Annotated in this window: 25 protein-coding genes; 13 read left to right on the forward strand and 12 right to left on the reverse strand. The window is 69.9% G+C overall.

The features are described 5' to 3' along the window. Window positions 1-73: 73 nt before the first annotated feature. The 4 genes from E1267_RS19935 to E1267_RS19950 all read right to left on the reverse strand — a co-directional run bounded on the left by E1267_RS19935 (window position 74) and on the right by E1267_RS19950 (window position 5,352). Window positions 74-1,363, reverse strand: a complete 1,290-nt coding sequence (locus tag E1267_RS19935) for a homoserine dehydrogenase (protein WP_281283668.1) — start codon at window positions 1,361-1,363, stop codon at window positions 74-76. After that, window positions 1,360-2,745, reverse strand: a complete 1,386-nt coding sequence (lysA, locus tag E1267_RS19940; RefSeq protein ID WP_132334092.1) for a diaminopimelate decarboxylase — start codon at window positions 2,743-2,745, stop codon at window positions 1,360-1,362. Before lysA ends, E1267_RS19935 begins: the two co-directional genes overlap by 4 nt. Window positions 2,746-2,870: 125 nt before the next feature. Continuing rightward, entirely contained in the window at window positions 2,871-3,494 is a 624-nt protein-coding gene (locus E1267_RS19945) for an anticodon-binding protein (RefSeq protein ID WP_132334093.1), read from the reverse strand. Window positions 3,495-3,504: 10 nt separating this feature from the next. After that, window positions 3,505-5,352 (reverse strand): dehydroquinate synthase/iron-containing alcohol dehydrogenase family protein, encoded by a 1,848-nt coding sequence (locus tag E1267_RS19950; RefSeq protein ID WP_246064043.1) that lies wholly within the window; start codon window positions 5,350-5,352, stop codon window positions 3,505-3,507. A gap of 74 nt (window positions 5,353-5,426) precedes the next feature. Here E1267_RS19950 and E1267_RS19955 point away from each other — a divergent pair, with 74 nt between their 5' ends. Both E1267_RS19955 and treS read left to right on the forward strand, forming a co-directional pair. Further along, entirely contained in the window at window positions 5,427-7,061 is a 1,635-nt protein-coding gene (locus tag E1267_RS19955; RefSeq protein WP_132334094.1) for an asparagine synthetase B family protein, read from the forward strand. A gap of 261 nt (window positions 7,062-7,322) precedes the next feature. Next, window positions 7,323-9,059 (forward strand): maltose alpha-D-glucosyltransferase, encoded by a 1,737-nt coding sequence (gene treS / locus E1267_RS19960; protein WP_132334095.1) that lies wholly within the window; start codon window positions 7,323-7,325, stop codon window positions 9,057-9,059. Here the strand turns inward: treS and E1267_RS19965 are convergent. Genes E1267_RS19965 through E1267_RS19975 form a run of 3 tightly spaced genes read right to left on the reverse strand, consistent with a single transcriptional unit; the run spans window position 9,046 to window position 12,585 of the window. Further along, a complete protein-coding gene (locus E1267_RS19965; RefSeq protein ID WP_246064045.1) occupies window positions 9,046-11,346 on the reverse strand; it encodes an ABC transporter permease in 2,301 nt (766 codons plus the stop codon). The two genes, treS and E1267_RS19965, sit on opposite strands and share 14 nt — an antisense overlap. Window positions 11,347-11,353: 7 nt before the next feature. Continuing rightward, window positions 11,354-12,082: an ABC transporter ATP-binding protein gene (locus E1267_RS19970; protein ID WP_132334096.1), complete on the reverse strand. Its 729-nt coding sequence runs from the start codon at window positions 12,080-12,082 to the stop codon at window positions 11,354-11,356. Beyond that, the gene (locus E1267_RS19975; protein WP_132334097.1) at window positions 12,079-12,585 is read right to left on the reverse strand and encodes a PadR family transcriptional regulator; all 507 of its coding nucleotides are present in this window, start codon (window positions 12,583-12,585) and stop codon (window positions 12,079-12,081) included. Before E1267_RS19975 ends, E1267_RS19970 begins: the two co-directional genes overlap by 4 nt. A gap of 131 nt (window positions 12,586-12,716) precedes the next feature. Here E1267_RS19975 and E1267_RS19980 point away from each other — a divergent pair, with 131 nt between their 5' ends. The 7 genes from E1267_RS19980 to E1267_RS20010 all read left to right on the forward strand — a co-directional run bounded on the left by E1267_RS19980 (window position 12,717) and on the right by E1267_RS20010 (window position 19,152). After that, window positions 12,717-13,964 carry an ABC transporter substrate-binding protein gene (locus E1267_RS19980; protein WP_246064047.1) on the forward strand — a complete coding sequence of 416 codons (1,248 nt, stop codon included), beginning with the start codon at window positions 12,717-12,719 and terminating at the stop codon, window positions 13,962-13,964. 7 nt (window positions 13,965-13,971) lie between these two features. Continuing rightward, window positions 13,972-15,291 carry an ABC transporter substrate-binding protein gene (locus E1267_RS19985; protein ID WP_132334098.1) on the forward strand — a complete coding sequence of 440 codons (1,320 nt, stop codon included), beginning with the start codon at window positions 13,972-13,974 and terminating at the stop codon, window positions 15,289-15,291. A 12-nt stretch (window positions 15,292-15,303) separates the two neighbouring features. After that, window positions 15,304-16,680 carry an ABC transporter permease subunit gene (locus E1267_RS19990; protein ID WP_132334099.1) on the forward strand — a complete coding sequence of 459 codons (1,377 nt, stop codon included), beginning with the start codon at window positions 15,304-15,306 and terminating at the stop codon, window positions 16,678-16,680. Window positions 16,681-16,706: 26 nt separating this feature from the next. Then, the gene (locus E1267_RS19995; RefSeq protein ID WP_132334114.1) at window positions 16,707-17,606 is read left to right on the forward strand and encodes a carbohydrate ABC transporter permease; all 900 of its coding nucleotides are present in this window, start codon (window positions 16,707-16,709) and stop codon (window positions 17,604-17,606) included. 98 nt (window positions 17,607-17,704) lie between these two features. After that, on the forward strand, window positions 17,705-18,382 hold the full coding sequence (locus E1267_RS20000; protein WP_132334100.1) for a uracil-DNA glycosylase: 678 nt from the start codon (window positions 17,705-17,707) through the stop codon (window positions 18,380-18,382). Window positions 18,383-18,392: 10 nt separating this feature from the next. After that, complete coding sequence (locus E1267_RS20005; RefSeq protein WP_132334101.1) at window positions 18,393-18,713, forward strand: hypothetical protein; 321 nt, start codon at window positions 18,393-18,395, stop codon at window positions 18,711-18,713. Window positions 18,714-18,861: 148 nt separating this feature from the next. Next, window positions 18,862-19,152: an MTH1187 family thiamine-binding protein gene (locus tag E1267_RS20010; protein WP_132334102.1), complete on the forward strand. Its 291-nt coding sequence runs from the start codon at window positions 18,862-18,864 to the stop codon at window positions 19,150-19,152. A gap of 70 nt (window positions 19,153-19,222) precedes the next feature. On the opposite strand, the gene E1267_RS20015 is transcribed toward E1267_RS20010, so the two are convergent. Then, window positions 19,223-19,432 (reverse strand): alpha/beta hydrolase, encoded by a 210-nt coding sequence (locus E1267_RS20015; protein WP_220449580.1) that lies wholly within the window; start codon window positions 19,430-19,432, stop codon window positions 19,223-19,225. A gap of 40 nt (window positions 19,433-19,472) precedes the next feature. On the opposite strand from E1267_RS20015, the gene E1267_RS20020 reads away from it, so the two are divergent. Beyond that, window positions 19,473-19,928 carry a hypothetical protein gene (locus E1267_RS20020; RefSeq protein ID WP_132334104.1) on the forward strand — a complete coding sequence of 152 codons (456 nt, stop codon included), beginning with the start codon at window positions 19,473-19,475 and terminating at the stop codon, window positions 19,926-19,928. A 52-nt stretch (window positions 19,929-19,980) separates the two neighbouring features. On the opposite strand, the gene E1267_RS20025 is transcribed toward E1267_RS20020, so the two are convergent. Together E1267_RS20025 and E1267_RS20030 are read right to left on the reverse strand one after the other, a co-directional pair. Then, window positions 19,981-20,196: a heavy-metal-associated domain-containing protein gene (locus E1267_RS20025; protein WP_165959695.1), complete on the reverse strand. Its 216-nt coding sequence runs from the start codon at window positions 20,194-20,196 to the stop codon at window positions 19,981-19,983. After that, window positions 20,193-20,633, reverse strand: a complete 441-nt coding sequence (locus E1267_RS20030; RefSeq protein WP_132334105.1) for a nuclear transport factor 2 family protein — start codon at window positions 20,631-20,633, stop codon at window positions 20,193-20,195. Before E1267_RS20030 ends, E1267_RS20025 begins: the two co-directional genes overlap by 4 nt. 78 nt (window positions 20,634-20,711) lie before the next feature. On the opposite strand from E1267_RS20030, the gene E1267_RS20035 reads away from it, so the two are divergent. Both E1267_RS20035 and E1267_RS20040 read left to right on the forward strand, forming a co-directional pair. After that, window positions 20,712-21,296 (forward strand): TetR/AcrR family transcriptional regulator, encoded by a 585-nt coding sequence (locus tag E1267_RS20035; protein WP_132334106.1) that lies wholly within the window; start codon window positions 20,712-20,714, stop codon window positions 21,294-21,296. A 162-nt stretch (window positions 21,297-21,458) separates the two neighbouring features. Then, complete coding sequence (locus tag E1267_RS20040; protein WP_132334107.1) at window positions 21,459-21,644, forward strand: aromatic-ring hydroxylase C-terminal domain-containing protein; 186 nt, start codon at window positions 21,459-21,461, stop codon at window positions 21,642-21,644. 112 nt (window positions 21,645-21,756) lie between these two features. On the opposite strand, the gene E1267_RS20045 is transcribed toward E1267_RS20040, so the two are convergent. Continuing rightward, a complete protein-coding gene (locus E1267_RS20045; protein ID WP_132334108.1) occupies window positions 21,757-22,704 on the reverse strand; it encodes a hypothetical protein in 948 nt (315 codons plus the stop codon). Between the two features lie 143 nt (window positions 22,705-22,847). Beyond that, window positions 22,848-23,276 (reverse strand): ATP-binding protein, encoded by a 429-nt coding sequence (locus tag E1267_RS48200; RefSeq protein WP_484213942.1) that lies wholly within the window; start codon window positions 23,274-23,276, stop codon window positions 22,848-22,850. Window positions 23,277-23,580: 304 nt separating this feature from the next. On the opposite strand from E1267_RS48200, the gene E1267_RS20050 reads away from it, so the two are divergent. After that, window positions 23,581-24,159, forward strand: a complete 579-nt coding sequence (locus E1267_RS20050; protein ID WP_132334109.1) for a helix-turn-helix domain-containing protein — start codon at window positions 23,581-23,583, stop codon at window positions 24,157-24,159. The last annotated feature ends 57 nt before the right edge of the window (window positions 24,160-24,216 follow it).

A 24,216-nucleotide genomic window follows, 5' to 3' on the forward strand; every position in this document is an offset into this window, starting at 1 on the left:
ATCGGCGGCCGATCTCTGGCGACGCCGTGGGGCTGGCACCGCGTGACGACGCGGTGCGGCGTGCCCGGACGTGCTAGTCGTCGCCCTCCACCCGCATGAGACTGGCCACCGCGCGGACGATGTCGAGCTCGCGCAGCCCCTCCATCGTCGCCGACAGCGCGGCGTCGGTGGCGCGGTGCGTGACGATGACGAGCTGGGCGTCGTCGCCGTGGCCCTCCTGGCGCACCGTCTGGATGGACACGTCGTGCTTGGCGAACAACTCGGCCACCCGCGCCAGCACGCCGGGCTTGTCGGCCACGTCGAGGGCCACGTGGCAGCGCGTGACGGTCTCCCCCATCGGGTGCACCGCCAGGTCGGCGTAGGTGGACTCGTCGGGCCCGCGCGTGCCGGCCAGGCGGTTGCGGGCCACGGCCACGAGGTCGCCGAGCACCGCGGAGGCCGTCGGCGCCCCGCCCGCGCCCTTGCCGTAGAACATGAGCTGCCCCGCCGACTCGGCCTCCACGAAGACCGCGTTGTACGCCTCGCGCACCCCGGCCAGCGGATGCGACCTGGGGATCATCGCCGGGTGCACCCGCACCCCGAAGGAACGGCCGTCGTCGGACCGGGCGCAGATCGCCAGCAGCTTGATGACGTAGCCCATGTCCTTGGCCGAGGCCACGTCGGTGGCGGTGATCTCGGTGATGCCCTCGCGGTGCACCTCGGCGGCCGTGACGCGGCTGTGGTAGGCGAGCCCGGCGAGGATCGCGGCCTTGGCGGCGGCGTCGAAGCCCTCGATGTCGGCCGTCGGGTCGGCCTCGGCGTAGCCGAGCGTCTGCGCCTCCTCCAGGGCGTCGGTGAAGGACCCGCCCGTGGTGTCCATCTTGTCGAGGATGTAGTTGGTGGTGCCGTTGACGATGCCCAGCACCCGCTTGACGTGGTCGCCCGCCAGCGACTCGCGCAGCGGCCGCAGCAGCGGGATGGCGCCGGCCACGCTGGCCTCGAAGTAGAGGTCGCCGTTGCCCCGGCGGGCGGCTTCGTACAGGCTTGCGCCGTCCTCGGCCAGCAGCGCCTTGTTGGCGGTCACCACCGACTTGCCGCCCGCCAGGGCGGCGACGATCAGCGAGCGGGCCGGCTCGATGCCGCCGATGACCTCGACCACGATGTCGATGTCGTCTCGGGTCACCAGCGCCTCGGCGTCGGTGGTGAACAGCTCGGGGGCGATCTCGACGTCGCGCTTGCGGCCCAGGCGCCGCACGGCGACGCCGGCCAGTTCGAGCGGGGCGCCGATGCGTGCGGCCAGGTCGCCGGCCTGCTCGTGCATGAGCCTGATGACCTGCGAGCCGACGACGCCACAACCCAGCAGCGCCACTTTCAGCGGTTTCACAGCTGCCCCCTCAACAGGTCGTCCTCGGTCTCACCTTGCACGATCACGCGGCACTCGCCGCGCGAGACGGCCACCACGGCGGGTCTGGGCAGGTAGTTGTAGTTGCTGGCCAGCGAACGGCAGTAGGCGCCGGTCGCCGCCACCGCGATCAGGTCGCCGGGGGCGAGGTCGGCGGGCAGGTGGCAGTCGCGCACGATGATGTCGCCGCTCTCGCAGTGCTTGCCGACCAGGCGGCTGAGCACGGGCTGGGCCTGGCTCTCACGGCTGGCCAGCACGGCGGTGTATTCGGCGCCGTAGAGCGCCGTGCGCACGTTGTCGCTCATGCCGCCGTCGATGCTCACGTAGGTGCGCAGGCCCTCGACGTCCTTGACGGTGCCGACCTCGTAGAGGGTGATGCCGCCGGGGCCGACGATCGTGCGCCCGGGCTCGACCGTGAGGCGCGGCACGGGCAGGCCCGCGTCGACGCAGACCTTGGTGACGATCTCGCGCAGGCCGTCGGCCAGCTCCTTGATGTCGGGCGCCTCGTCGCCGTCGATGTAGGCGATGCCGTAGCCGCCGCCCAGGTCGAGCTCGGGCAGCACCACGCCGTGCTCATCCTTGATCTGCACGAGCAGGGTGGTCAGCCGGCGCGCCGCCACCTCGAACCCGGCGGTGTCGACGATCTGGGAGCCGATGTGCGAGTGCAGCCCGACGAGTTGGAGCTGCGGCAGCGCGAGGATGCGGCGTACGGCCTCAGCGGCGGCGCCGGAGTTGAGCGACAATCCGAACTTCTGGTCGTCGTGGGCCGTCGCGATGAACTCGTGGGTGTGCGCCTCGACCCCGGTGGTCACCCTGACCATCACCTTGGGCCGCCTGCCGAGCCGCTCGGCGTGGTAGCCGAGGCGGGCGATCTCCTCGAACGAGTCGACCACGATGTGCCCGACGCCGGCCTCCAGAGCCCTGGTCAGCTCGGCGGCGGACTTGTTGTTGCCGTGCATGGTGATGCGGCCGGGCGGGAACCCGACGCTCAGCGCGACGGCCAGCTCGCCGCCGCTGGCCACGTCGAGGCCGAGGCCCTCGTCGTGCAGCCAGCGCACGATCTCCTTGCACAGGAACGCCTTGCCGGCGTAGTGGACGTCGGAGTCGGCGAACGCCGTGGCGTAGTCGCGCATGCGCGAGCGCACGTCGTCCTCGTCGAGGACGTAGAGCGGGGTGCCGTGGTCGCGGGCCAGGTCGCGGACGTCCACGCCGCCGACGGTGAGCGCGCCCTGCGGGGCGCGCGCCGACGTTCGGGACCAGATCGCGGGGTTGATGCGGTTGATGTCGGCGGGCGCCAGCGGCGGGCGCTCGTGGGGCATCATCTCGGCGTGGCGGTCCCCGGCGGGATGGACGTATCGACTCACCCGATCGAGGCTATCGGAACCGCCAGCCCTCCCAGGACTCGTGACCACGGATCGAGACGGGATCACGCCTTGGGAGGGATATTTTTACGCCATTTCGCCGTTTGGCCGGATATTTTTGTGAGCCGTCACAACCGATCCGGTCCGGTGAGCACCCTGCCCACCGCCTCCGCCAGCCGCACCCGCGCCGCGTGCACGGGCTCCGCCGGAGCGTCCCCCATCGGCACGGCGGGCGCGTGCTCGTGCGCGTCGTGATAGGCCAGCGCCAGCCGCACCAGATACGTCTCCCACCTCGTGTCCCGGCTGACCAGCCGCCCCGGCAGCTCGGCCAGCACCCGCAGCACCCGCCGGTCGTACGGGCCGGACAGCAGCCCGGGGGCGAAGCCGTGCGAGGGCACCCCCAGCTGGCACGCCCACCGCCGCACCGCGCACGCCCGCGCACGCCCGTACCGCACCACGAAACCGGGGTTGTCCCAGGTGCGCGGGAAGTCGGGCCATCCCGGCTCGGGGACGTCCGGCGGCTCCACCGAGTCGACCAGCTCGCCCGGCACGTCCACGACGATCCGCAGGAGACCGTCCTCCCGCACCTCCACGGACGACACCCCGCCGAGCCGGCGCACCCGGCCGGCGAGCGTCGCGGCCGGGACCCGACGCCTCAGCGCGGCGGCCGAGACGTACGCGGCCTCCCGCTCCCACGTCCCCTCGGGCGCCGGCGGCTCCCCCAGCACCTCGGCCAGCTCCCCGGGCGTCATGGGGACCGGCTCAGATGAGGGCGTGCGGCTCGGCGGAGCCGTACTCGACCAGGTGGGCGGCGCCCAGCAGCCAGCGGTCCTCGTCGCGTACGCGCACGTAGCCGAAGCGGTCGGCCGAGAACACCTTGATCCCGTCGGTGCGGCACTGCCGCATCAGCACCTCGTCCCATCCGTCGGTGAGGTCGGCGAAGCGCAGCTCGCGCAGCGTGTTCCTGCGCGCGAGCAGGGTCGCTCCGGCGATCTCGGGCAGGTAGGAGTATTCGGCGTCCGGCTGCTTGAGCAGCGTGGCCTGCGGCTTGCGCAGGTGGGCGTAGTAGGCGGCCTTGCCGACGATGTCGGCGGTGCTGAACAGGAACGCCCGCCGCAGGTCGGACAGGTAGTGGGCGCCGTAGACGTCCCGCGGGTCCATGACCGCCACCAGGTCCGCCTCGCACAGGTCGATGCCGGAGTTGAGCATCGCGCCCTCCGTCATCGACGGCTGCGGCCTGCGGTAGATCACGTCGACGTCGGGCAGCACGTCGCGGGCCCGCAGCTCGGCCTCCGGCGGCCCGATGACGATGAGCTGGTCGACGCCCGACTGCTTGGCGGCCTGGGCCAGCGCGTGCTCCATCAGGTAGGGGTCGAGTATGGGCAGCAAAACGGAGGTGTTGAGGGTGGCGCGGGCGCTGGGCAGGCCGATCGCGTCGAGCAGCTCGTCGATGCGCTCGGTCATCGTGCCCATCTGGTACGCCCTGCGCAGCGCCACGTGCGCCCGCCGCGCGTCGGGTTCGTCGCCGATGGGAGTGCCGCAGGCGGCGATCTCGGCCAGCCGCCACTGGGGCGTGCCCGGCGGGCAGTCGGCCGCGGCCGGCCAGCGGTAGGAGGTCAGCACGTCGGGGTAGGCCAGGTGGCCGGGCAGGAGCTGGTCGAGCGTGAGCACCCGGTCGATGCGCCCGCCGGCGAGCGGCAGCGGATTGTGCACCCGCGGCTGCACCCCGAACTGCAGCCGCGGCCAGGCCACGGTCAGGTCGGTCGTGAAGCGGTGCTCGAACAGCTCGGCCGCCGCGGCGTAGGCGGCCACGTCGCCCCCGGTGTGCCAGAAGACCGTGCGTATGCCGCGCTCGGCGCACCAGGCCAGCAGCGCCCTGAGCCCGTCGCCCGGCTCGCCGGTGATCTCCTCAGCCCACGGGCCCTGCGTGACCGACTCGACCACGAGCAGGTGGGGCACCTCCAGCGGGAGAACCCTGGCGAAGTCGCGCGGTGTGAAGCCCGTCGTCTGCCGCCACTCGTAGCGCAGCAGCGCCTCGGCGTGGGGGTCGGCGATGACCGCGGCCGTCAGGTGGGGCCGCGTGTTGGGGCCGGTCGGCACGCGGAACGGCTTGAGTTTGAAGGAGGCGCCGTTGAGCGTCCTGGTGGTGCTGGTGGCCTGGAACGCCGCCCCCGGGCGCTCGTCCTTGGCCTTGCCCGCGCCGGCGACGGGCCTGCGCTTGGGCGCGGTCGGCCGCTTGACCGGCTTGGCGGCGCCTCTGAGGCCCTTGGCCAGGCGCACGGGGTTGCTCTTGCCGCTCTTGATGGCGTCGCCGAGCCGGTTCCAGCGCGCGACCTTGATCGAGGACAGTTTCCAGTTGGCCACCTCGGCCTGGAAGCGCTGCTCGGCCAGCTCCCTGCGGAGCTTGTCGGCCGCCGCCTGCTCGGCCTCCAGCCGTTGCTCGGCCTCGCCCAGCTGCTCGGCCAGCACCCTGGCCTCTTCGGCGCTCTGTTCGGCCGCCGCCAGCCTGGACTGGGCGGCGTCCAGCAGCCTCGCCAGCTCGGCGGCGCGCTCGGCCTGTGCCACGGCGTCCCGCAGCGCCCTCCGCGTGCTCTCCAGCTCAGTAGACAAAAACCGGCCCTCCGCTCTCTCGGCCCGGCAAAGGATACTCTTCTGCAGGAAGCGTCTCGAAGGGATGAGATCCGGTGCAGTTCAACGTGCGGCCCTACGTATGCGGCGCTCTCGGCCGGATCGACACCGCCATGCTCGGCAAACTGACCGCCGCGGGCCCCAAGGTCCGGCCGGCGCTCCAGACGGCCGAGGCCGCGCTGTTCAGCTCCACGCCTCTGCCGCCCTACCACCGGGCCCAGGGTTCGTTCGCGTTCTCCTGGGGTGAGCGCAGGCCCGCGGCTCCCGACGACTGGATGACGGTCGCGGAGACGTACGAGACCCCGGGCCTGATCGGCGACGGCCGGCGGGTGACGCTGCACACGGGGGCGCTGGGCCTGGTCGACGTCTACTACGTGCGCCACGGCGACGCGGTCTACTTCTCGTCCCTGATCCAGCCGCTGCTCAACCTGGTGCCGATCGCGATCGACTGGGCGGCGTGGGCCTCGATCATCCAGGTGACGTTCCCGATGGGCGAGGCGACCCCGTACACCGAGGTCAAGCGCCTGCCCGGGTCGAGCGCGCTGGTGTTCGAGCACGACCGGCCGATGGTGGAGCGCCGGCTGCCGCGCTGGTTGCGCACCGAGCCGTACGAAGCGTGGATCAGCCCGCGGGAGATCGTCGAGCTGCTGCACGAGGTCTACGCCGGCTACGAAGGGCGCCCGCTGCTCGTGCCGGTCAGCGGCGGCTACGACTCGCGCCTGCTGGCGAGCGTGGCCAAGGCCCGCGGCGCCGACGTCGAGTCGTGGACGACCAGCCCCGACGACGGCACCGACACCGACATCGCGTTCGCCCGGTCGATCACCAGGGAGCTGGGCATCCCGCACCGGGTGATCACGCAGGACGCCGCCGACTATCCGGCCGACACGGTCGACGTGGCCCGCAGGCTCGAATATCTGACGCCCCACCACGCCTGGTACGCCCCCTTCGCCAAGGAGGTGCACCGCTCGGGCCGCATCCTGATCGACGGCCTGGCGGGCGGGCCGCTGCTGAAGAACTTCATGGTCAGCGGGGCCGCTTTGGAGGCGAGGACCCAGGCCGAGCGCTCGGCCGCCGTGCTGAGGTCGTTGTCGCTGGGCGCTCCGTCGCAGCCGTTCCTGTCCAAGTCGGCGGCGGAGTGGATGGAAGAGACCGTACGCGAGCAGTTCGTGGCGGCCACGTCCATGCTCCACGGGCACCGGGCCGAGTTGCCGCTGTCGGTGCTGCACACCAGGACCGTGCGGGGCATCGCGCGCTCGGCGGTCAACCTGGTGGGGCCCGAGGCGTCGTTCGCGGCGCCGTTCATCCATCCCCGCTTCTTCGACGCGGCGCTGTCGGTCGGCGTGGCCCGCAAGGACAAGGGCCGCTTCTACCGCGAGGTGCTCCACGCAGCCAACCCGCGGGTGGCCGCGCTGCCCTCGACCAACGTCGTCAAGCAGCCGCTGCGGCGGGTGCCGCTGCGGTCGACGGCCGCTCCTGCCCGAAATTATTCGCACGGGATGCTGGAGACTCTGGTGAACCGGGTCCCCGGTCTGCTGTCGGATGAGCTGCACGAGGTGATCGCGGGCGGCCCTGACGCGCTGACCAGGTTCAACGGGTGGAACGATCGCTTTTGGGTGCGCGGATTGGTGCTTTTCGGGCTCTGGCTGAGCGACTTCGAAAACGACCTCTCGGACGTCGCGCCACCTTTTTAGTGAACTCTGGGTAACAGGGTGATTACATACGGATCTCTCGGGTATGAACCCGGCACAGCAGAAGCGGGTTCCGGAAAGCCAACGGGCTGGTAGTGTTCGGCCCGTAAGCGCCGCACAAACGGGCACCAGATCACAAATCCGGTCTCGTTCATGGGCATGGAGTTCGCAGGGATGACGACTCCAGGCGGCGCGGTCACCAGATAAGAACGCCGGGGCAACCGGTGACTTCGTCCTGCCCACATCTCTTCCTGTGAGCGACATATGATCAACGCATCCCCAACACCGGAGCCGATCTCCGAGGCGTTCGTCTCGGAGGATCCAGCCTGGTACAAGCGGGCGGTGTTCTACGAGGTCCTCGTCCGGGGGTTCAAGGACTCCAACGGCGACGGCACCGGCGACCTGCGCGGTCTCATCGAGAAGCTGGGCTATCTCGAGTGGCTGGGCGTGGACTGTCTGTGGCTGCTGCCGCTGTACGAGTCGCCGCTGCGCGACGGCGGTTACGATATTTCGGATTATATGAAGATCCTCCCGGACTTCGGGGATCTGGGCGATTTCGTCCAGCTGATCGAGCGGGCCCACGAGCGCGGCCTGCGGATCATCACCGACCTGGTGATGAACCACACCAGCGATCGGCACCCCTGGTTCCAGGCCTCCCGGCACGACCCCGAAGGGCCGTACGGCGACTTCTACGTGTGGTCCGACCACCCCGGCGCCTATCCCGACGCGCCGATCATCTTCATAGGCGCCGAGGAGTCCAACTGGACCTACGACCCGGTGCGCAAGCAGTACTACTGGCACCGCTTCTTCCACCACCAGCCGGACCTGAACTATGACAACCCGGCGGTGCAGGAGGCGATGCTGGAGGTCCTGCGGTTCTGGCTCGACCTGGGCATCGACGGGTTCCGGCTGGACGCGGTGCCCTACCTGTTCGAGCGCGAGGGCACGGCGTGCGCCGGGCTGCCGGAGACGCACGCCTACCTGAAGAAGATCCGCGCGGAGATCGACCGGCTCTACCCCGACCGGGTGCTCCTGGCCGAGGCCAACGGCTGGCCCGAGGACGTCGTCGAATACTTCGGCGACCCGACCACCGGCGGCGACGAGTGCCACATGGCCTTCCACTTCCCGCTGATGCCGCGCATCTACATGGCGGTGAAGAAGGAGACCCGCGAGCCGATCTCCGAGATCATGTCGCTCACGCCGAAGCTTCCCGAGTCCGCCCAGTGGGGCATCTTCCTGCGCAACCACGACGAGCTCACGCTCGAGACGGTGACCGAGGAAGAACGCGACTACATGCACAAGGAATATGCCAAGGACCCGCGCATGCGGGCCTACCTCGGCATCCGGCGCCGCCTCGCCCCGCTGCTCGACAACGACAGGGACCGCATCGAGCTGTTCACGGCGCTGCTGCTGAGCCTGCCGGGCTCGCCGGTCATCTATTACGGCGACGAGATCGGCATGGGCGACAACATCTGGCTGGAGGACCGCGACTCGGTCCGTACGCCGATGCAGTGGAGCCCCGACCGCAACGCCGGGTTCTCCAACGCCGACCCAGGACGCCTCTACCTGCCCGCGGTCATGGACCCGATCTACGGCTTCCAGGCGGTCAACGTGGAGGCCCAGCAGCGCCATGAGGGCTCACTGCTGCACTTCACCCGCAAGATGCTGGAGATCAGGCGCAGGCACCCGGTGTTCGGGGTCGGGGCGTACACCGAGATGTGGTCCTCGAACCCGTCCGTGCTCACCTACGTGCGCGAGGACCGCGACGACGCGATGTTGTGCGTCAACAACCTGTCGAAGTTCCCGCAGCCGGTCGAACTCGACCTGCGCCGCTTCGAGGGCATGGTCCCCGTCGAGGCGCGCGGCGGGGTGCGATTCCCGCCGATCGGCGAGCTGCCCTACCTGCTCACGCTGCCGGGCCACGGGTTCTACTGGTTCGCGCTGAAGCGGGAGGAGCCGGCGCGGGCGGGCTCGGTGAGCGAACCCGTCAGCGCGCGGTGACCGGCACCTGGGCACGGGCCGCGCGGCGGGCGGGGATCAGCGCCACCGCCAGGGCCGTGCCCACGGCGATCAGCACGGCCACGGCCAGCGTCAGCGGCGAGGGCGGCCGGCCGATGCCGGCGCCCACGCCGCTGGTGTGACCCTGCAGGTCGATCAGCCAGGTCACGACGGAGGCGCCGACGGCGGCGCCCGCGCCGACGCCGAGCACCACCAGCAGCCCGGTGCCCGTCACGAGCGTGGCCATGACCTGCCGCGGCGTCAGGCCCATGGCCTTCAGCACGGCCAGGTCCAAGGCATGGTCACGCAGGCCCAGCGCGCTCGCGGTGAGCAGGTTGGCCAGGCCGATCAGGGCCAGCACGGCGATCAGGGCCACGATCACGACCCTGATGATCGACAGTCGGTCCGCCGGGTTGACCACGGCCTGCACGTCCAGGCCCTCGGCCGACTCCGCCAGCAGCCGCCCCCGCACCTCCGCCCGGTCGGTGCCCGGTTTGAGCGCGAGTGCGTAGTATTCCGGCGGTACGGAGTCCTTGGCGGCCAGGCTGTCCAGCCCCACCGACAGCACCACGCCGTCCTGGTCCGGCTCGACGGTCCTGCCGACGATCCTGACGATCAGCGGCGAGCCGCCCACCGTCAGCCGCACCCGGTCGCCGATCTTGATGCCGAGCAGGTCGAGCAGGCCCTGCCCGGCGACGGCCTCGCCCTGGCGGGCATAGCTGCGGCCCTCCACCACGGGGAACGGGTAGGGCTGCGTCGAGCTGCCGATGGCCCGCACCCGCACCGAACGCGCCTCCCCCGGCGCCAGGGCGTTGACGTCGGTGCCCGGATAGACCGCGGCCACGTCCCTGTCGCGCCCGGCGATGCGCCTGGCCTCCGACGCCTCCAGCTTGCCCGGCCTGACGTACAGGCCGGCGTGCTGGCCGACCTGCTCGGGATGGCTGAGGAAGTTGTCGAGCGTGGCCCACACGCCGAGGCCGATCGTGATCATCATCATCGGTACGGCCAGCCCGAACGCCGTCAGGAACGCCGGCACCCGCCTCGTGAACGCGTCCCTGGTGCCGAGGACGAGGGCCGGTGGGAGGCGTACGAGGAGAGCCATCCTGGCCAGCCGCGACAGGTGGCCGCGCGGCGGCGAGGCGGGCGCCGCGGGGATCGGCGGCGTGCGGCCGCCGCGCCACGCGGGCAGCCCCACCGCGGCCAGCACCACCAGCGCGGTGCCCGCGACGATGGCCAGCACCGGCATCGGCGCCACGGAGGTCGGGCCGAGCGTCACGGCCATCACCCCCCAGCCAGCCACCGCGCCGAGCGCGACCCCGAGCAGGCCGAGCGCGCCGTGCTCGACCACCAGCAGCAGCGTGACCTGGCCCCTGGTGAAGCCCATCGACTTGAGCGTGGCCAGGTCGCGCAGCTGGCCGAGCACCCGGCCACCCGCCGCGTTGGCCAGCGCGAGCGCCGCCGCCACCAGCCCGACCACCCCGAACAGCGCGAGCAGCGTGCCGAGCAGCCGGTTGTCCAGCTCCATGGCGCCCCTCACCTCCCGCCAGGTGTAGACACGCTGGAGCCGCTCCTCCAGCATGACGACCACGCGCTGGGAGACGACCTGTGCGGCCTCGGGGTCGGCCAGGCGCAGCCCGGTCACCCACTCGCTGCGGCCCGGCATGGGCTCGATCCGGTCGAGCGTGACGGGCAGTACGTAGGCCAGGCCCGGCGTCCACTCGGGGTAGAAGCCGTGCTCGGCGGTGTCGGCGATGCCGCGTACGTACAGGGTGTGGCGCTCGCCGCTCAGCGCGATGATCGTCAAGGGCGCCCCGACCCCGAGCCGCAGCGAGGACGCGAACGACCGCTCGACGACCACGCCGTCCGGCTGGGCGGGGTCGAGCCAGTCGCCGTCGGCCACCAGCGGGTGCGCCACCCGCGCCGGCGTCTCCGGCATCGCGCGCAACGCGGCGGGCTCCCGCTTGCCGTCCTGGGCCACGGTCACGGGCGCCGAGCGGTACGGGCCCGCGATCCGCGTCACGCCGTCGATGCCCCCCAGGGCGACCTCGGGGCTGTCGCCGGTGTAGAACCACACGTGGGCGCCGTCGGTCTGGGCCGACAGGCTCCGCCACGGGTTGGTGCCGTCCTCCAGCAGGGTGGCCGCGGTGATCAGCGCGGCCACGATGCCGGCCACGGCCAGCACCGTCAGCACCGCCTGGGCCTTCCTGGCCCGCAGGTCGGCCCTGATCCACCGGCTGCCCGCCAGCGCGGTGCTCACCGGCCGCCCGCCGGTCGCGTCGTCGTCGCGCACTGTTCGCTCACCGCAGGTCGATCACTTCACCGGCCGTGCGCGTACGTCTGCGGGCGATGCGGCCGTCGTCGGCGATCTCCCCGTCGAACAGTGAGACCACCCGGTCGGCCAGGGCGGCCACGCGGGCGTCGTGGGTGACCATGACGATGGTCTGGCCCTTCTTGTGCACCTCGCCGAGCAGGCGGAGCACGTCGCGCGTGTTGCGGCTGTCGAGGTTGCCCGTGGGCTCGTCGGCCAGCAGCAGGCTGGGCTCGTTGGCCAGCGCCCTGGCCAGCGCGACCCGCTGCTGCTCGCCGCCGGAGAGCTGGGCGGGGGCGGCGTCGGCTCTGTCGGTCAGATCGAGCGCGCCGAGCAGGCTCTCCCTGCGCTCGCGGGCCACCTTGGGCGAGACCCCGGCCAGCAGGGCGGGCAGCTCGACGTTGTCGCCGACGGTCATGTTGGCGACAAGGTTGAAGAACTGGAAGACGAATCCGACCTTCTTGCGCCGTAGCAGCGCCCACGCGCTCTCGGAGAGGGTGTCGACACGTTTGCCGTCGAGCCAGATCTCGCCGCTCGTCCTCGCGTCGAGCCCGCCGAGCATGTGGACGAGCGTGGACTTGCCCGAGCCGGACGGGCCCATGATCGCGACGAACTCACCCGGCTCGACCTGGAGATCCACCCCGCGCACCGCGGGCACGGGGATGGCACCATCCTGGTAGATTTTGACCAGATTGACCGTTTTCAGCACGGTGCTCATGCCAGATCCTCCTGGCAACGTTCCAGCCAGTCAAGATCCGCCTGGAGGTGCAGCATGGCGCCCTCGATGAGGAGTATCGCCACCCGGTCGGTCGGTGAGGTGCGGTCGAGGAGGTCGTTGAGGTCGCTCATGAGCGACAGGTAGTGGCGGCGCTGCCTGTTGATCAGCGCCATGCGGTCGGCGATGCCGGTCAGCGGGGCCAGGACGAGCTTCATGAAGAACTCGTCGCGCACGCGGGGGCCCTCGGTGGGCTCGTCGACCCAGGTGGTGAGGTGCTCGCGGCCCTTGGCCGTCAGGTAGTAGACCTTCTTGTTGGGCCGGTTGGACTGCTCGACTCCCACCGCCCTGACCAGGCCGTCCTTCTCCAGCCTGCCGAGCGTCACGTATATCTGGCCGATGTTGGGGGAGGGATAGGCGCTGCCGAAGGTCTGCTCCAGAGCTTGCTTGAGCTCGTAGCCGTGAGCCGGCTCTTTGGCCAGGAGCGCCAGCAGGTGAAGCCGCACCGCCCCACCTCCCCGCTGTGTTACGCATGCGTTACGAAGATATCCGTTGACCTACAGATTACCGCTGTGCATAACATGAATGCATCTACCTAACACGAATGTAAACCCTCTGAACACACGGAGGAAACAGAGTGCATCGTCCGCTCGCGCTCCTGCTGGCCGTGGCTCTCACGGCCGGATGCGCGGCGGCGGGCGACCAGGGCGGCGGCACGACGGGGACGGGCGGCACCGGGCCCATCACGTTCGCCACCGGACGCGACACCACGGCCTACCTGCAACCGCTGCTGGACCGCTGGAACCAGGCCCACCCGGCCGAGAAGGTGACGCTGCTGGAGCTGCCCGAGGCCGCCGACGAGCAACGTGCCCAGATGGTGGCCAACCTCCAGGCCCAGAGCAGCCGTTACGACGTGCTGGGGCTCGACGTGGTGTGGACCGCCGAATTCGCGGAGAACGGCTGGATCATCCCCCTGGAGCGCGGGTTGTTCCCGCTCGACAGGTTCCTGCCGCCGGTCGTGGAGACGGCCGTCTACAAGGGCAAACTCTGGGCCGTCCCCTACACGAGCAACGCGGGGCTGCTGTACTACCGGACCGACCTGGTCGGCAAGCCGCCGAAGACGTGGGCCGAGCTGCGCGACCAAGCACGAGAGATCACGAAAAACCATGACATAGACGGCTATGCCGGGCAGTTCCTGGCGTACGAAGGGCTCACGGTCAACTTCTCCGAGGCCGTCCAGTCGGCCGGCGGCCAGATCGTCAGCCGCGACGGCAAAGAGGTGACCCTCGACCCCGCCCAGGGCGCGACCGCGCTCGGCTTCCTGCTCCAAGGGCTGCGCGAGGGCTGGATCCCCGAGGAGTCACTGAGCTACAAGGAGGAGGAGTCGCGCCTGGCCTTCCAGGAGGGCAGGCTGGCCTTCGCCCGCAACTGGCCGCATGCGTACGGACCGGCGAAGGCCCGGTTGGGCGACAAGGTCGCGGTCACCAGGCTGCCGGGCCTCGACGGGCCGGGGTCGAGCACGCTGGGCGGCGCCAACCTGGCCGTCAGCGCCTTCTCCAGGCACCAGCACACCGCGCAGCAGTTCATCCGCTATTTCACGAGCCTGGAGAACGAACGCCGGGTGCTCACCGAGGGCTCGTTCCCGCCCGTGTGGACCGAGCTCTACGACGACCCCGCCCTGATCAAGCGCTTCCCCTACCTGCCCGTGCTCAAGGAGAGCATCCTCGCCGCCAAGACCCGGCCGGTCAGTGCCAACTACAACCAGCTGAGCCTGGTGATCGCCAGTTCGGTCGCCAAGGCGCTCGGCAACCCCGACACCGAGTCCGCCGACGACGTCGCGGCCTCCATGAAGTCCGAACTCGAAGAGATCATCAGAACCCAGTGAGGCAGCCATGCGAAGAAGCAGAGCAGCAGCGATCCTGGCCGGGCTGGCGGTAGCGGTCGCCGCCTGCGGCAACGCGCCGACGACGACGGAGCCCACCGCCTCGGGGTCCGCGCCGGCCGGCGGCGACAAGACGCTCGAAGGCGTGACCCTCGAGGTCGCCGCCAAGTGGACCGGCGCCGAGCAGAAGAACTTCGAGCAGGTGCTCAAGGCCTTCACCGACAAGACGGGCGCCAAGGTCACCTACGCCTCCACCGGCGAGGACACCGGCGCCTACCTCGGCCCGCGCATCCAGGGCGGCAACCCGCCCGACGTGGCGATCCTGCCGCAGCCCGGCCTCGTCCAGCAGTACGCCGACCAGGACGCGCTCAAGCCGCTGAACGACGCCGTCATCAAGGAGATCGACACCAACTACACCCCCTACTGGAAGGAACTCGGCTCCGCCGACGACCAGGTCTACGGCGTACTGATCAAGGCGGCGCACAAGTCGCTGGTCTGGTACCGCTCGCAGGCGTTCGAGGACGCGGGTGTGCAGGCGCCGACCAACTGGGACGAGCTGGTCAAGGCATCGCAGACCGTCGCCGACTCCGGCACGCCGCCGTTCTCCTTCTGCGGCGCCTCCGGCTGGACGCTGACCGACCTGTTCGAGAACGTCTACCTCTCCACCGCGGGCCCGGAGAACTACGACAAGCTCTCCAAGCACGAGATCCCCTGGACCGACCCCACCGTGGCCACCGCGCTGGAGAAGATCCAGCAGATCGTGAGCAAGGAGGAGTTCCTGGTCGACGGCGTCTCCGGCACCATGCAGACCGACTTCCCCTCCTGCGTGAGCAAGGTCTACGGCACCAAGAAGGCCGCCATGGTCATCGAGGCCGACTTCGTGGCCGTCGAGGCCGACCAGGCGGGCGCCAAGGTCGGCGAGGACGCGAAATACTTCCCGTTCCCCAAGGTCGGTGACACCGCCCCGGTCGTGCTCGGCGGCGACATCGCGGTGGCCATGAAGGACTCCCCCGGAGCCATGGCGCTCCTGCAGTTCCTTGCGTCCAAGGAGGGCGGCGAGGTCTGGGCCAAGCTGCCGGGCTACCTGTCGCCCAACAAGAACGTCTCCCCCGACAACTACCCCGACGAGCTGACCAAGCAGCTCGGCCAGACGATCGTCTCGGCCGGCGACGCCGTCCGCTACGACATGTCCGACCTGGCCCCCAGCGCGTTCGGCGGCACCGACGGCAAGGGCGAGTGGAAGGTGCTGCAGGACTTCCTGCGCAAGCCCAGCGACGTCAAGGGCGCCCAGGAGGCGCTCGAAGCCGAGGCCGAGAAGGCCTGGAAGTAAAGAGGTAAGGCCGTGACCGAACGGTTGGACGGCCCGCAGGACCCGCCCGCGGACACCGCGGGCGGGCCCTCCACCGGACCGGCTGAAACCCCCCAACGCAAACGACGCCTCGGCCCCTCGCCGGCGGTCGCCATCGCCTTCCTCCTCCCGGCGGCGCTGCTGCTGGGCATCTGGGTGATCTATCCGATCGCCTACTCCCTCTTCCGGAGCCTGTTCGACGCGACGGGCAACGGGTTCGTGGGACTGGGCAACTACACCACGATCTTCACCGACGCCGGCACCCTCACCACCATCCGCAACAACCTGATCTGGGTGGTGGTCGCGCCCATCGTGGTGACCACGATCGGCCTGATCTTCGCGGTCCTGACCGAGCGGATCAGGTGGGCGACGGCGTTCAAGCTGATCGTGTTCATGCCGATGGCCGTCTCACTGATGGCGGCCGGCGTGATCTTCCGGCTCGTCTACGAGGAGAGCCCCGACAAGGGCCTGGCCAACGCCGTGCTCACCACGGTGCACGACACGTTCTCCTCCTCGCAGGGCTATCCGGAGGCCCGCCCGCGCGGGGGCGAGGAGTCGCCTGTCGCCGAGCAGGGCGGCGCGGTCGTCACCAAGCAGCCCGCCCAGGCGGGTCAGCCGGTGCTGGTGCCGATCGTCGGCGTCAAGCCGGAGCTGATGCCGGGCGACGCCCAGCCCGCCAGGACGCCCACGGGCGGCGACGGGCTCCAGGGCACCGTGTGGTTCGACTTCACCCCCGGAGGCGGGGGCACGAACAACGCGGTGGACGGCGCCGAGAAGGGCCTGCCCGGCATGACCGTCGAGGCGGTGCGCGACGGCCAGGTCGCCGCGACCGCGACGACGGCCGAGGACGGCTCCTTCGCCTTCGAGGGGTTGCCCGCCGGCTCCTACGTCGTACGGCTGCCCGCCTCGAACTTCGAGGCCGCCTACGGCGGTCTGAGCTGGCTCGGCCCCACGCTCATCACCCCGGCGATCATCGGCGCGTTCGTCTGGGTGTGGGCCGGCTTCGCCATGGTGCTGATCGCGGCCGGGCTCGCGGCGATCCCGCGTGACGCGCTGGAGGCGGCCCGCATCGACGGCGCGAGCGAGTGGCAGGTGTTCCGCAAGATCACGGTGCCGCTGCTCTCGCCGGTGCTGCTCGTCGTCTTCGTGACGATGATCATCAATACGCTGAAGGTGTTCGACCTGGTCTTCATCATCGCGCCGGCCTCGGTCCAGCCACAGGCGAACGTGGTCGCGCTGGAGATGTGGCGCGTGTCGTTCGGCGGCGGCAACAACCAGGGCCTGGGCAGCGCGCTGGCCATTTTCCTGCTCATCCTGGTCCTTCCCTTCATGATCATGAACATCCGCCGGTTCAGGAGGGAAGACACGTGAGCGAGCCCAACGACAGGGAGGGGCACATGACCACGGCGACGGTCACGGCGCCGACCGAGACGCGGGCGGGAGCGCCGCGCAGGAGCCTCGCGGGAAAGCTCGTCGACCGCCTCGGCGGCGGGGCGGTTCAGGTCGTGATGGTGCTGCTCGGCCTCTTCTGGCTGGTGCCGACGCTGGGCCTGCTCGTCGTCTCCATGCGTACGTCGCAGGTCAACAGCGCCGAAGGCTGGTGGACCATCTTCACCAAGCCGGCCGAGCTGACCATCGCCAACTACGCCAACCTGCTGGGCAGCGGCTTCACGGCGTCCTTCTGGAACACCGTGCTGATCACCGTGCCTACCACGGTCCTGGTGATCGGCATCGCGGCGATGGCGGCGTACGCGTTCGCGTGGATGGACTTCCCCGGCCGCGACACCTCGTTCCTCATCGTGGTGGGCCTGCTGATCGTGCCGATCCAGATCGCGCTGATCCCCGTCGCCTCCCTCTACGGCGCCGCCCAGATGTTCGGCTCGATCGCCGGCGTGGTGCTGTTCCACGTGGCGTTCGGGCTGCCATTCGCGATCTTCCTGCTGCGCAACTTCTTCGTCGGCATCCCGAGCTCGCTGCTGGAGGCGGCCCGGATGGACGGCGCGTCGGAGTGGAAGATCTTCGCGTCGGTGGTGTTCCCGCTGGGCAAGCCCGCCATCGCCTCGCTGGGCATCTTCCAGTTCCTCTGGGTGTGGAACGACATGCTCATCGCGCTGGTCTTCGCCGACACCGGCAACCAGCCGATGACGAAATATCTGCAGTCCCAGATGCGGCAGTTCGGGTCGAACGTCGACATCCTGTCGTCCGGCGCGTTCCTGTCGCTGATCATCCCGCTGGTGCTGTTCTTCGCGTTCCAGCGGTACTTCGTCCAGGGCATGATGGCCGGCTCGGTCAAGTGACCTCGCGGGCGCCCGCCGTACCAATGTGATCATTCCGGTACGGCGGGCGACCGCGTTTCGCCCACAAGCCGTACCAGACATGGCTAAGCTTCACGGCCATGGCTGGTCGTCCCCTTCATGAAGTCGTCGAGGCCGGATGGGCGCGGGCGCTTGAGCCCGTCGCCGCGCAGATCTCCCAGATGGGCGAGTTCCTGCGCGGGGAAATCGCCGAGGGCAGACAGTACCTACCTGCCGGCGGGCACGTGCTGCGGGCCTTCAACCAGCCCTTCGACGACGTCAAGGTGCTGATCGTCGGCCAGGACCCCTACCCCACGCCCGGCCACCCCGTCGGCTTGTCGTTCTCCGTCGCGCCCGACGTGCGGCCGCTGCCGGGCAGCCTGGTCAACATCTACAAGGAGATGGAGAGCGACCTCGGCCTGCCCCGCCCGGCCAACGGCGATCTCACGCCGTGGGCCGAGCAGGGCGTGCTGCTGCTCAACAGGGTGCTGACCGTGATGCCCGGCAAACCCGCCTCCCACCGGGGCAAGGGCTGGGAGCAGGTCACCGAGCAGGCCATCCGCGCCCTCGTCGCGCGTGACAAGCCGATGGTCGCCATCCTGTGGGGGCGCGACGCGCGCAACCTGGCGCCCATGCTCGGCGACGTGCCGCGCGTCGAGTCCGCCCACCCCTCGCCGCTGTCGGCCCGCAGCGGTTTCTTCGGCTCGCGGCCGTTCAGCCGCGCCAACGAGTCGCTGGTTCAGCAAGGTGCGGCGCCTGTGGAGTGGAAGCTCCCCTAACATCGTCGCCATGACTGATGAACCGAAGTTCCTGCGTCTGACGGTCGAGCTGACCGTCGAGGTGCTCGACGTGGACGCATTGCAGGCGGCGGCGCTGGCCGAGATCCGGCATCCCGACGCCGACCTTTCCGAGGAGGAGCGCACCGAGCAGGCCGAGCTCGTCTCCGCCGACGACTCCGGTGCCTCCGCGCTGCAGTGGCTGATCGAGCCCGACCACGTGCTGCAGCTCGTCGACCACATCACCGAGATCGAGCCCCGCGAGGCCGTGCTGGGCGTGGAGCCGTCCGAAGGCCCCAGCGAGGAAGAGGAAGAAGAGCACGACCACGGGTGACGTTTGCCGGAATGGTCAGCGGCGGCCACGGCGTTCGACGGCGTCGTGGCTCTTCGCGCAGCTGCCGATACGATCGAGGGCCCGGCATGGCGCGGAGCAGCGGGAGCGGCTCCTGCGCGAATCGGTCGTCCATCGCAGGAGGCACACAGTGATCGTCGCATTCTCCATCACCCCGCTGGGCGTCGGTGAAGGGGTGGCCGAGCCCGTCGCCCGCGCCGTCCAGGTGGTCCGCTCCAGCGGGCTGCCCAACCGCACCGACGCGATGTTCACCACGATCGAGGGCGAGTGGGACGAGGTGATGGACGTCGTCAAGCGCGCGGTGGACGCGGTGGCGGAGGTCGCCCCCCGCGTGAGCCTGGTGCTGAAGGCCGACCTCCGCGAAGGCGTCACGGACGGCATGACCTCCAAGCTGGAGGCCCTGGAACGCCACCTCTCCTGATATCAGCGGGGCGGCCGGACGCACACGGACCCTACGCCATCATGATCGTGTGCGCACCGGAACCGATGGCTCAGAGCTTGCACCGGGCCCCTTCGGACGGGGACTTCAGGGCGACCAGGTAGGCGGCCACGGTCCTGCTGACGCAGGCGTTGCCGGCCATGAGGGCGCCGTGCTGCTCGCCCTCGACGGTGAGCAGACTGCCGCGGAGCGTCCTGGCCAGGGTCCAGGCGCTGGACGCCGAACTGGAGGCGACGATCGAACGGCTCAGTCGCGTACGCACGGAGCTGACCCTCATCCTGCGCCATCGCGCGCCGATCCATGTGCCGCCCGGGTTCGCGGCTCTGGCTCAAGACCTCTCCGACACGAACAAGTCCCTGTTCATGGTCTATTCGACAGTGTTCAGTGAGGAGGGCCTGGAGGAGTTGCGCCGGATCATCACGGTGCGGGACGACACCGGCGAGGAGTTCGAAGCCCTTCCCCCGGACACCGACGATGCCACGATCGACCGGCTTGCCGAGCGCATCCTGCCGGCGGTCCTCAGGATGCGGGAAGAGCACCCGCGGTCGAACGGCCCGGTGGCGGATTCACCACGGGGAGCGGAACTGGCTGGGAACGCGATGGCACATGCGGCGGCGGAGTTCTACAACCCCGCGCAGCTACGCGTCCTGCGGCGTCTGCACCACCTCCTCGACCAGGCCACGGATCCGCACGACGACCCACCCGGGCATGGCGCCGTCCACGATTCGGCCCCGGACGTACGGTTGCGCGAGGAGTGACGGCCGGCACGCCTGGAACCTCGCTCATCAGAAAAGACCGCGCATCGCCACCTCACGTGTTGTGGGCGGTGAGCTCGTAGCCCGCCTCCTCGACGGCGGCGCGCACCTGCGCGAGGTCCAGCTCCCGGTCGCTGGTCACCGAGACTCGGTCCGCCTCGACGTGCACCTCCACGGCGGTGACGCCGGGGACGCGTTCGAGCTCCTCGGTGACGGCGTCCGCGCAGTGCCCGCACGCCATGCCGAGCACGGTGTAGATGCTGTTGATCACGCTGGCGCCGCCTGTTCGCCGAGCGCCGCAGTCGCCTGGTCGCCCTTCTCTCCTGCGGGGACGGTGCGGGTGAGCATGTGCGCCCTGCGCATCCGCCCGTCGCCGGCGAACTGCCCGAAGAAGTACACCTCCATGGCGAACTCCTTCTTACGCTGCTGCACGTGCAACGTATAGCGCGCGGCGATCCGGTCGCCGTCCGCCACTGCCTCGTGCACCTCCATACGGCTGATGGGCCGGTTCTTGCGCACCGGGCGGGTGTGCGCAATGAGTTTGTCCCGGTCCATCCGGTGACCGTCGGCTGTCTCGATGATGTCCTTGGTGTGATAGCGGTCCACGATCGCCGCCGGATCCTCGTCGTCGCGCAGGAGTTCTTCGGAGAAGGAGGTGAAGAACCCGGCGATGAACTCCTTGGGGTCGCTGTCACTGAGTGGACGCACGTGGGCTCCCGTCGATCGTATTAACTTTGACAGCATGTAAGATATGCATACGTGGTCAACTTTGGCAAGGTGTAAGAATTGAGTTCATCCCCGGCCCGCGCTCGCCGCGCCGACGCCCGGCGCAGCAGGGCGGTCATCCTGGACGCGGCGATCCGGCTGCTCAACGCCCGGCCCCACGCCAGCGTCGACGCCATCGCCACCGCCGCGGGCGTGACCCGCCAGACCGTCTACGCCCACTTCCCCTCGCGCCAGCGGTTGCTGGCGGCGGTGCTCGACCGGCTCACCGAGGAGACCGTGGCCGAGATGGACGCCGCCGGCCTCGACACGGGGCCGGCCGCGGACGCGCTGCTACGGCTGATCGACGCCGGCGCCAGGACGGCCGGGCGCTATCCCGTACTGATGCAGGTGCTCAGCACGCTGCCCGTTCCCGCAGAAGAGGACCAGGCCCGCCACAGGGCGGTCGCCGACCGGCTCAGGCGCGTCATCGAGCGAGGTCTGCGGACGGGGGAGTTCGACCATCACCTTCCGGTCGGCTGGCTGGTCACCGCCACCATCACGCTGAGCCACGCCGCGAGCGAGGAACGCACCGCCGGGCGCCTGCCCGACGAGGAGGCCGACGAGGCGCTCCGCATCAGCCTGCTCCGCCTGCTCGGCGCTGAATGACCGCCCGGCCGGGGCGTCCCGCAGCCGGGGCAGCCCCGCGACCGGGACGGCCGCCCAGACGCTCCTGGTCTGGCGCGGAGTGCCGGTGACCCCGGTCGAACGGCACCCGGGCACCTCCATCCAGCCCAAGGCGTTCGGCGTCGGGCCACGCGCGATCAGCTCATGCGCCTCCTCGTGGACGTCGAGCTCATGGACGTGGAAGGACGGTTCGGCCAGGCTTACGGCGTCAACAGGGGCGGCGCCGTACTGGTCCGGCCTGACGGGTATGTGGCATGGCGCTCGCCTGATCCCGTCGAGGACCCGGCGGCCACCCTGGAGCGGGTCATGCAGCAGATCCTCAGCCGCTGACCGGCTCCGGGAGCCGCCAGGGCCGACGTGAGAGTGGCGGCCTGGGGTCACTGGTGGGAAGGGTGGTCAGGCCGTCAGGCGACGAGGCCGGGACCCGAAGGTGGATCGCCGGTCACGCGGCCAGGGCCGAACCTGGAGGGTGGGCGTCGGCCAGTGAGGCGTGGGAGGTGCCCTGGGTGGCGCAGAGCCAGTCGTTGGTGGAGCCGGTGAAGCCCGAGGGCGGACCGACCTTGAGGCAGGTGATCCGCCCCGTGCCCGGCGCGGGCCCGACCTTCAGCCGCCGGACGCCGCTGGGCCCCACCGCGCCGGCTTCGTACGGGGTCAGCCGGACGCGGAACGGGAGGCCGCCGTCGGGCTGGATGTGCAGGAAGTCGTCGATCGTGCGCCGGGTGGCTCCCGGATGGGTCGTGACGTAGGCCAGATGGTCGGTGACCAGGCAGTGGGCCACCGTACGCAGGAGGTTGGTCGCGCACAGGTTGTGGGCGCAGGCGGCACCGTCGAGGGTGATCTCAGGAAGGCCGAACCGGCGCAGCCCGCGCGAGGTCACCCGGAGGCAGGAGCAGTCGCCCTTCCCCGCCGGATCCCAGGGCGGGCAGGGGACGGCCTCGTGGACCTGGACGTCCCAGGCCAGCCAGTCGTCGTTGAGGTGGAAGGTCGCGGGCTCGCCGGGGCATCGCCCGCAGGTGAGGATGGCGGCGCCGGTCATGGGATCGATCAGCAGCCCGTCGCACTCGCGGGCCAGTGCTCTGGCCGCGGCCCTGGCCGCCTGCACGCCGGCCGGAAGCCTGTGCGGCGGCGCGGTGGCGGACACGACGACATGGTGTTTCGTCCGCCGCAGGAGCCGTCTCTCCTCGTCGCCGAGGGTGGCGCCGGTCGGTCTCCATGGGCTCGGGTGATGGGTCAGGGTCAGGGCCCCGCGCCGCACAGCGCTGATCGCGGCCTTTCTGTGCGGGTCGCCGACCCGCCAGGGCACGAAGGTATCGGCGTCGAACGTCAGGTGCTCCATGGCTACGACGAACCGGGATGTCAGGGTGCGGGGCAACGGGAAAGTGAGCTTCATGAGCGGCCTCCGTACGGATCGAGACGAGTGTCGAAGCGGTGAGGCCCTTATGGTCAGGGAAGGTCGGCGGGGTGGAAGTGAGGGGAACGAGATTCTGTGGATGACGTCGAGTTATCCACAGTGGGGCGCGCCGCGGCCCTCCGTCATCGTGGAAGCAGGGCCCATACCACCCGCTCGCCGACCCAGGTGCGGTACGTCCCCCAGCATCCACGAGTGAGGTCGTCCACGACCCACAGACCCCTGCCCCGCGTTTCCCCGGGACCTGGCGTGCGAGGCAGCGGAACGGCCCTCGACAGGCCGGGATCCGCGACCGACAGTCGCCAGTAACACCTCTGTCCCTCCTCCACCGGAAGCAGGCCCATCCGCACCCACGGCCCGTCACCGTGAACCAGCGCGTTGGTCACAAGTTCGGAGGCGATGAGGTGGAGGTCCCCGAGAGCCGGATGCTCACCTACCCAGCTCCTAAGCTCTCGGCGGGCCATCCCGGGAAGCAAGGCACAGTCGTCGAGCTCGCGGATCGACCACACCTTGATCCTCGCGTGCGGACGCTCGAACGCGGGGTGAACTGTCATGAGGACTCACCATCCTTCCGCGATGCGGAGATTCCGTACGTTCTCGCCGGTGCCTGTCCGAGGCCCATGGCCACCCAACGTCGTGACCGTCATCGCACCCTCACCTCAATAACCGGAATTTCCGAATTCCGTGAATTCGGAATCTGTCACGAAGCATCCACACAAGTCGCCGGGCTGTGCATTCCATGTCACGGCCAGCGCGAAAGCGGAAAGCTTTGGCATTCAGTTTGCCCTTGCAGGTGCTTAACTTGCAGGCAGCGGGCATGCACAATCGAGCCCTAAAGGCCACCTTCATGGGGGCCAGGTGTCAATCGATGTCAATTTCTGTCAAGCCGCTGGGGACGAACAGGTGGGGATGGACATGGCGAAGGACCTTGATCCGCGTCTGACGCCGGTTCAGCGCTTCGGCAAAGAGCTGGCGCGAACTCGAAGAGATCATGGTCTGACCCAGGTCGCCCTCGGCAGGCGACTGGGTTGTTCGTCATCCCTCATCGCCCACATCGAGAAGGGCGACCGCACCCCCAAGCCCGATCTCGCCGTCGGATGCGACCAGGTGTTCGGCACAGGAGACCGCTTCTCCCGCCTCTGCCGCAGCATCGCCTCCCCCTCTGGGCCAGGGTGGTACCTGCGCTGGACCGACGAGATCGAACCCGCGGCCCGCATACTGAGAAGCTGGGACCCTCTTCTGGTCCCCGGCCTGCTCCAGACGGAGGACTACGCGCAGGCGGTTTTCCGGGGCGATCTGGCCGGAGCCTCGCCCCAGCAGGTGCAGGACGGCGTCAGCGCTCGCATGCGACGCCAGCTGATCCTTGACCTCGGCTATTCAGCCGGAATTTCACTCCGAAGATCGATAAATGAAGAAGGTGCCTCCGACCTGCGATGATCTGACTGCTTAGATCAAGACATCGCACAGAACGGACGCACCTTCCGGGTGAACGGT

The sequence above is a fragment of the Nonomuraea longispora genome (assembly GCF_004348345.1).
GTDB lineage: Bacteria > Actinomycetota > Actinomycetes > Streptosporangiales > Streptosporangiaceae > Nonomuraea > Nonomuraea longispora.

Excerpts from the sequence above, each read along its gene's own strand:
- E1267_RS19995 (WP_132334114.1), top strand. The coding sequence starts at position 16,707 with ATGACCACGGCGACGGTCACGGCGCCGACCGAGACGCGGGCGGGAGCG.
- E1267_RS20005 (WP_132334101.1), top strand. The coding sequence starts at position 18,393 with ATGACTGATGAACCGAAGTTCCTGCGTCTGACGGTCGAGCTGACCGTC.
- E1267_RS19945 (WP_132334093.1), bottom strand. The coding sequence starts at position 3,494 with ATGACGCCCGGGGAGCTGGCCGAGGTGCTGGGGGAGCCGCCGGCGCCC.
- E1267_RS48200 (WP_484213942.1), bottom strand. The coding sequence starts at position 23,276 with ATGACAGTTCACCCCGCGTTCGAGCGTCCGCACGCGAGGATCAAGGTG.
- E1267_RS19970 (WP_132334096.1), bottom strand. The coding sequence starts at position 12,082 with ATGAGCACCGTGCTGAAAACGGTCAATCTGGTCAAAATCTACCAGGAT.
- E1267_RS20000 (WP_132334100.1), top strand. The coding sequence starts at position 17,705 with ATGGCTGGTCGTCCCCTTCATGAAGTCGTCGAGGCCGGATGGGCGCGG.
- E1267_RS20040 (WP_132334107.1), top strand. The coding sequence starts at position 21,459 with ATGCGCCTCCTCGTGGACGTCGAGCTCATGGACGTGGAAGGACGGTTC.
- treS (WP_132334095.1), top strand. The coding sequence starts at position 7,323 with ATGATCAACGCATCCCCAACACCGGAGCCGATCTCCGAGGCGTTCGTC.
- E1267_RS19985 (WP_132334098.1), top strand. The coding sequence starts at position 13,972 with ATGCGAAGAAGCAGAGCAGCAGCGATCCTGGCCGGGCTGGCGGTAGCG.
- E1267_RS20045 (WP_132334108.1), bottom strand. The coding sequence starts at position 22,704 with ATGAAGCTCACTTTCCCGTTGCCCCGCACCCTGACATCCCGGTTCGTC.